Origin of the sequence: Saccharomonospora iraqiensis subsp. iraqiensis, from assembly GCF_000430445.1 — a bacterium.
GTDB lineage: Bacteria > Actinomycetota > Actinomycetes > Mycobacteriales > Pseudonocardiaceae > Saccharomonospora > Saccharomonospora iraqiensis.
In genome coordinates this window covers 39430-44937 of sequence record NZ_KE387066.1, presented here as the reverse complement: position 1 = coordinate 44937, position 5508 = coordinate 39430, and the positions used below count along the sequence as shown (strand labels likewise).

Annotated in this window: 7 protein-coding genes; 5 read left to right on the top strand and 2 right to left on the bottom strand. The window is 72.2% G+C overall.

Annotated elements, in window-relative coordinates; genetic code table 11:
• Positions 1 to 141: 141 nt before the first annotated feature.
• On the bottom strand, positions 142 to 375 hold the full coding sequence (locus ACTIR_RS0106520; protein ID WP_026453653.1) for a hypothetical protein: 234 nt from the start codon (positions 373 to 375) through the stop codon (positions 142 to 144).
• A 215-nt stretch (positions 376 to 590) separates the two neighbouring features.
• Here ACTIR_RS0106520 and ACTIR_RS0106510 point away from each other — a divergent pair, with 215 nt between their 5' ends.
• Positions 591 to 791 (top strand): helix-turn-helix domain-containing protein, encoded by a 201-nt coding sequence (locus ACTIR_RS0106510; RefSeq protein ID WP_007025151.1) that lies wholly within the window; start codon positions 591 to 593, stop codon positions 789 to 791.
• Between the two features lie 159 nt (positions 792 to 950).
• The gene (rfbA, locus tag ACTIR_RS0106505) at positions 951 to 1832 is read left to right on the top strand and encodes a glucose-1-phosphate thymidylyltransferase RfbA (protein ID WP_026453652.1); all 882 of its coding nucleotides are present in this window, start codon (positions 951 to 953) and stop codon (positions 1830 to 1832) included.
• 33 nt (positions 1833 to 1865) lie between these two features.
• Here rfbA and htpX read toward each other — a convergent pair whose 3' ends face one another.
• Positions 1866 to 2729, bottom strand: a complete 864-nt coding sequence (gene htpX / locus ACTIR_RS0106500; protein ID WP_026453651.1) for a zinc metalloprotease HtpX — start codon at positions 2727 to 2729, stop codon at positions 1866 to 1868.
• A 227-nt stretch (positions 2730 to 2956) separates the two neighbouring features.
• On the opposite strand from htpX, the gene ACTIR_RS0106495 reads away from it, so the two are divergent.
• The 3 genes from ACTIR_RS0106495 to ACTIR_RS22040 form a co-directional block, all read left to right on the top strand.
• A complete protein-coding gene (locus ACTIR_RS0106495) occupies positions 2957 to 3970 on the top strand; it encodes a metal ABC transporter solute-binding protein, Zn/Mn family (protein ID WP_084789342.1) in 1014 nt (337 codons plus the stop codon).
• The gene (locus tag ACTIR_RS0106490) at positions 3967 to 4740 is read left to right on the top strand and encodes a metal ABC transporter ATP-binding protein (RefSeq protein WP_026453649.1); all 774 of its coding nucleotides are present in this window, start codon (positions 3967 to 3969) and stop codon (positions 4738 to 4740) included. The genes ACTIR_RS0106495 and ACTIR_RS0106490 overlap by 4 nt, the downstream gene beginning before the upstream one ends.
• On the top strand, positions 4737 to 5508 hold a 772-nt coding region (locus tag ACTIR_RS22040), incomplete at its 3' end, for a metal ABC transporter permease (RefSeq protein ID WP_034238698.1). The genes ACTIR_RS0106490 and ACTIR_RS22040, both read left to right, overlap by 4 nt.

Genomic DNA, 5508 nt, shown 5'->3' with positions numbered 1-5508 from the left:
GCGGTGCCCCAGGCGCGCAACGCGGCCAGCACCCGCCGCATCACCGCCACCTCCGGCGGACACAGCCCCGCCGCGTCCGGGTCGACCGCCGGCCACCGGGGCGGATCCGAACCCACCCGGCCCAACAGCACCGTCGGCGCCTCACCACACACCGTCCCCACCCTCGACCACCCGATCCTCGGCACCACCGTCGAGCTCGTCGGCCCGGCCCAGGAACTCCCCCGCCAACGCGGCGAACGCGTCCCCGACCTCCCGCACCGGACCCGCCGGCAACTCACCCCCGTCCTGCCGCCCCAGCAACTCGACCACCACCGGGCCGAACGACCGCATCACCTCCGCCGCCCGACACAACAACTCCCGATCCCGCGCAATCACCGGAACCACCCCCGGCGCAACGCCGCGCGCAAGCCAGTCTCCTTCGTCATCGGCGTGGCGAGCTTTCCGCGCATCGCCCTCCGGGCCTCGCCATCCATAGCTCCCCCAAATCGGACATCTGAGCCAGCAAGTTCGTTGTGCGCTATTCAAGACTTTGACGCTATCGAGGTCAAGCGACAAGCGAGACATCCAAGACAATCCGTAGCGTCCGAGACATGGGCGCGCGCAAGCTCCTGACCAGCAGGGAAGTCGCTGACGAACTGGGTTTGTCGGCGCGCACCATCGCGCGGTACGCGAGGGACGGTTCACTCGTTCCGACGATCGTCACGCCGGGCGGTCAGTACCGCTGGGACCTCGACGACGTGAAACGCCAGATGCGCGAACAGTGGGAGCGCCAGCGCGACGAGCGCCCGTAGCCGTGCTCCTGCCAAGTGCCGTGAAGGCCCCCTTGCCTGCGTCGGACGCCGCGAGGGCCTCCTTCACGGCACTCAACGCAGGGAAGGAGTCCTTCACGGCACCACGGGAGGCGATACGCTGCCCGGCGGCAGGGTGAAGCGGTGACACGGGAGTGGCGGATGAAGGGCATCGTGCTCGCGGGCGGGAGCGGCACCCGGCTGCATCCGATCACGCAAGCGGTGTCCAAGCAGCTGCTGCCCGTCTACGACAAGCCGATGATCTACTACCCGCTGTCGGTGCTGATGCTGGCGGGCATCCGGGAGATCATGGTGATCTCCACGCCGACGGACCTGCCGCACTTCCGGCGGCTGCTCGGGGACGGCCGTCAGTGGGGCCTCGACCTCGCCTACGCCGAGCAGCCCAGCCCGAACGGGCTGGCCGAGGCGTTCGTGATCGGGGCCGACTTCGTCGGCGACGACGACGTGGCGCTCATCCTCGGCGACAACATCTTCTACGGCCGGGGCTTCTCCGGCCTGCTGCAGGAGCAGGCGCGGAACCTGGACGGGTGCGCGCTGTTCGGCTACGCCGTGAAGGACCCCGAGCGCTACGGCGTGGGCGAGGTCGACGGGGACGGCACGCTGCTGTCCATCGAGGAGAAGCCCGCCGAGCCGCGGTCGAACCTGGCCATCACGGGCCTGTACCTCTACGACAACCAGGTGGTCGACATCGCCGCCGGGCTCCGGCCCTCCACCCGGGGCGAGCTGGAGATCACCGAGGTGAACATGGAGTACGTGCGGCAGGGTCGCGCCCGGCTGAACGAGCTCAGTCGCGGGTTCGCCTGGCTGGACACGGGCACGCACGACTCCCTGCTGGAGGCGGGCCAGTTCGTCCAGGTACTGGAGCACCGCACCGGGGTGCGGATCGCCTGCCTGGAGGAGGTGGCGCTGCGGATGGGATTCATCACCGCCGACGAGTGCCACCGGCTCGGCGCGAAGCTCGCGAAGAGCGGCTACGGCGACTACGTGATGGACGTCGCCCTGGCGGCGGGCGCCTCCGGCTGACCCGCCGGGCACGCTCGCCGATCGGCCGACGGGTCACAGCGAGCGCCGGGACATCTCCTCCAGCCTGCGCACGCGGTCGCTCACCGGCGGGTGGGTGGAGAACAGGTGGGAGAACTTCTCCCCCGGCCGGAACGGGTTCGCGATCATCAGGTGGGACTGGGACACCACCTTCGGCTCCGGCTCCAGCGGCCGCGCCTGCGTCCCGCGCTCCAGCTTGCGCAGGGCCGAGGCCAGCGCCATCGGATCGCCGGTGAGTTCGGCGCCGGAGGCGTCCGCCTGGTACTCGCGGGAGCGGCTCACGCTCATCTTGACGATGCCCGCGGCCACCGGCCCGAGCAGCGCCAGCAGCAGCGCCCCGAACGGGTTGATGCCGTCCTCCCGACTGCCGCCGAACATGCCCGCGAACATCGCCATGTTGGCCAGGAAGCTCACCACACTCGCCAGCGCCCCGGCCACGCTGGAGATCAGGATGTCACGGTTGTAGACGTGCGAGAGCTCGTGCCCGAGCACGGCGCGCAGCTCCCGCTCGTCGAGCAGCTGCAGGATGCCGGTGGTGCAGCACACGGCGGCGTTGCGCGGGTTACGGCCGGTGGCGAACGCGTTGGGCGCCGCGGTGGGGCTGACGTAGAGGCGGGGCATCGGCTGCCGCGCCGAGGTGGCCAGCTCACGCACGATCCGGTACATCGCGGGCTGCTCGGCCTCGGACACCGCCCGTGCCCGCATCGCCCGCAGGGCCAGCTTGTCCGAGTTGAAGTAGGCGTAACCGTTGACGCCCAGCGCCACCAGCAGTCCGAGGATCAGCGCCGTACGGCCGAACAACCCGCTGATCAGCACGATCAGGGCGCTGAGCAGGCCGAGCAGCAGCGCTGTCTTCAACCCGTTGCGATGGAAGTGCACGTGCCTGCCTCCTTCCGGCGGTCCCCTCGACGTCGGGCCTCCGGCGGTGTCCCGTCTGCCGTGGCCCCTACCGGATCGAACGACGTCGATCGGCGCGAAGTTCCTGGTCGTCGCGACCGTGACGAAGCTGACGTCCCGCTCGGGCACCGCCGGGCCCCGGGTGGATCTCGCCGCGATCTTCGTCTGGGCTTACGATAGATTTCGGGCTGCCGAAAAAAGGGGTGATGATGCAGGAGGAGGGTCCGGCGGGGTCGCTCGCGCGCCGCCGACGGGCGACACGGCGTGCCCACGTCCGCGCGGTCGCCGCCGTCGCGGTCGTCGCCGTGCTGGCGGTGAGCGGTGCGGTCTCCTACGCCGTCCGGCCGGGCATCATCGAAACATTGGACGACGCCGACGGACCCCTGCGAGTGGTCACCACCACCACCTTCCTGGACGACACGGTGCGGCGGATCGGTGGCGAGCACGTCCGCACCGTGCGGCTCATGGGCCCGGGTGTCGACCCGCACCTCTACCAGGCCCGGGCCAGTGACCTGCGGCAGATGCGGGCCGCGGACGCGGTGTTCGCCGTGGGCCTGTACCTGGAGGGCTCGCTCATGCGCACGCTGCACGGGCTCGCCCGGGAGAAGCCGGTGCTGTTCGTCGGCGAGGCGATCCCCGAGGACCGGCTGCTGGCTCCCCCCGCCGGGTCCGCGCCGGAGGAGGAACACGACCCGCACGTGTGGTTCGACCCGCGACTCTGGGCGCACGTGGTCGACGCGGTGACCGCCCGGCTGGCCGAGCTCGACCCGGCCCACGCCGACGACTACCGGCGCGCGGGCGGCGACTACCGGGAACGGGTGTTGGCGCTGGCCGAGGAGGCCGAGGCCGCCATCGCGACGATCCCACCCCGCTCCCGCGTGCTGGTGACCTCGCACGACGCCTTCCGCTACCTCGGCGCCGCGTTCGACGTGGACGTGGTGGCCGTGCAGGGCATCTCCACCCAGGAGGAGGCGGGCACCGCCGACGTCACGCGGGTGGCGGATGCCGTGGTCGACAGCGGTGTGCGGTCGGTGTTCCTGGAGACCAGCGTGCCCGGCAGGACGCTGGACGCGGTACTCGCGGCGGTGCGGCAGCGCGGCGGCGAGGTCCGGCTCGGGCAGCCGTTGTACTCGGACTCGGCGGGGGACGACGGCACCCCCGAGGGCAGCTATCTCGGCATGGTGCGCGCGAACATCGACCGGATCGTGGAGGGCCTGCGATGAGACCGACCCGCACCCGGCGACGGCCGGACACCGACACCGGCACGCCCGCCGCGCTGTCGTTGTCCGGTGTCAGCGCCTCCTACGGCGGCCGCACGGTGTTCGACGGGGTGGACGTGGACATCCCCGCCGGGGTCCTGGCCGCGGTGGTCGGACCGAACGGTGCGGGCAAGTCCACGCTGGTGAAGGCCGCGCTCGGGCTGGTCCCGGCCGTGCGGGGGCGGGTGCGGGTGCTGGGCGCGCCGCTGCGGCAGGTGCGCCGCCGGGTGGCCTACGTCCCCCAGCAGGACGCCGTGGCGCACGACTTCCCGATCACCGCGGTGCAGGTGGTGGAGATGGGCCGCTACCCGCACCGCGGCTGGCTGCGCAGGCTCACCCGGGACGACGACGACCTGGTGGCCACCGCGATGGAGCAGGTCGGGGTGGCCGAGCTGGCCGAGCGTCCCCTCGACGAGCTCTCCGGCGGCCAACGGCAACGGGTGTTCCTGGCGCGTGCGCTGGCCCAGCGGGCCGAGCTGGTGATCCTGGACGAGCCGTTCACCGCCGTCGACGCCCGCACCGAGTCGGTGCTGCTGGAACTGCTCACCGGGCTCTGCCGGGAGGGGGTCTCGGTGGTGGCCGTGCACCACGACCTGCGCACCGTGCTGACCCGGTTCGACCACGCGGTGCTCATGGCGGGTGGGGTGATCGCCTCCGGGCCGCCGGAGGACGTGCTCACCGCCGCGCACCTCGAACGGGCCTACGGCATGGCGCCGCTGGTGCTGGACTCATGATCGGCACGGTGCTGGCGGCGCTGCCGCTGTCGTACCCGGACGCCGTCGTCGTGGTCGGCACCGCGGTCGTCGGGTTCGTCGCGGGGGCGCTGGGGCCGCTGGCGGTGCTGCGCCGCCGCAGCATGTTCGGCGACGCGATGAGCCACGGCACCCTGTCCGGGGTGGCCGTGGCGTTCCTGCTGACCGGGGCCGCGGTGCCGGAGACGCTGCTGCTCGGCGCGACCGTGTCGGCGGCGCTGGCGGCGTTCGCGATGATCGCGCTGGAGCGGGTCGGCAGGCTGCGCCCGGACGCGGCGATCGGGGTGGTGCTGTCGATCTCGCTCACCCTGGGGATCGTGCTGCTCACGCACATCGCCGACACCGGGGACAGCGCCCAAGCCGGACTGAACACCTACCTGCTCGGGCAGGCGGCCGGGATGACCGAGCGGGACATCGCCGTGGCGCTGGTGTTGGGTGCGGTCGCGCTGACCGTGGTGACCGTGGGGTTCCGACTGTTGCGCAGCGCCACGTTCGACCCGGGCTTCACCGCGGTCGCGGGCGTGCCCACCTGGGCGGTGGACGTGGTCAGCACGGGACTGCTGGCGCTGGCCGTCGTGCTCGGGGTGCGCACCGTCGGGGCGATCCTCATGGTGGCGCTGCTGGTCGCTCCGGTGGTGGCGGCGCGCCAGGTCACCCGGCGGCTGTCCGCCCTGGTGCCGCTGTCCGGTCTGGTCGGGGCCGTGTGCGGGGCGGCGGGCGGGATGCTGTCCGGGCGTGCGGAGCTGCCCG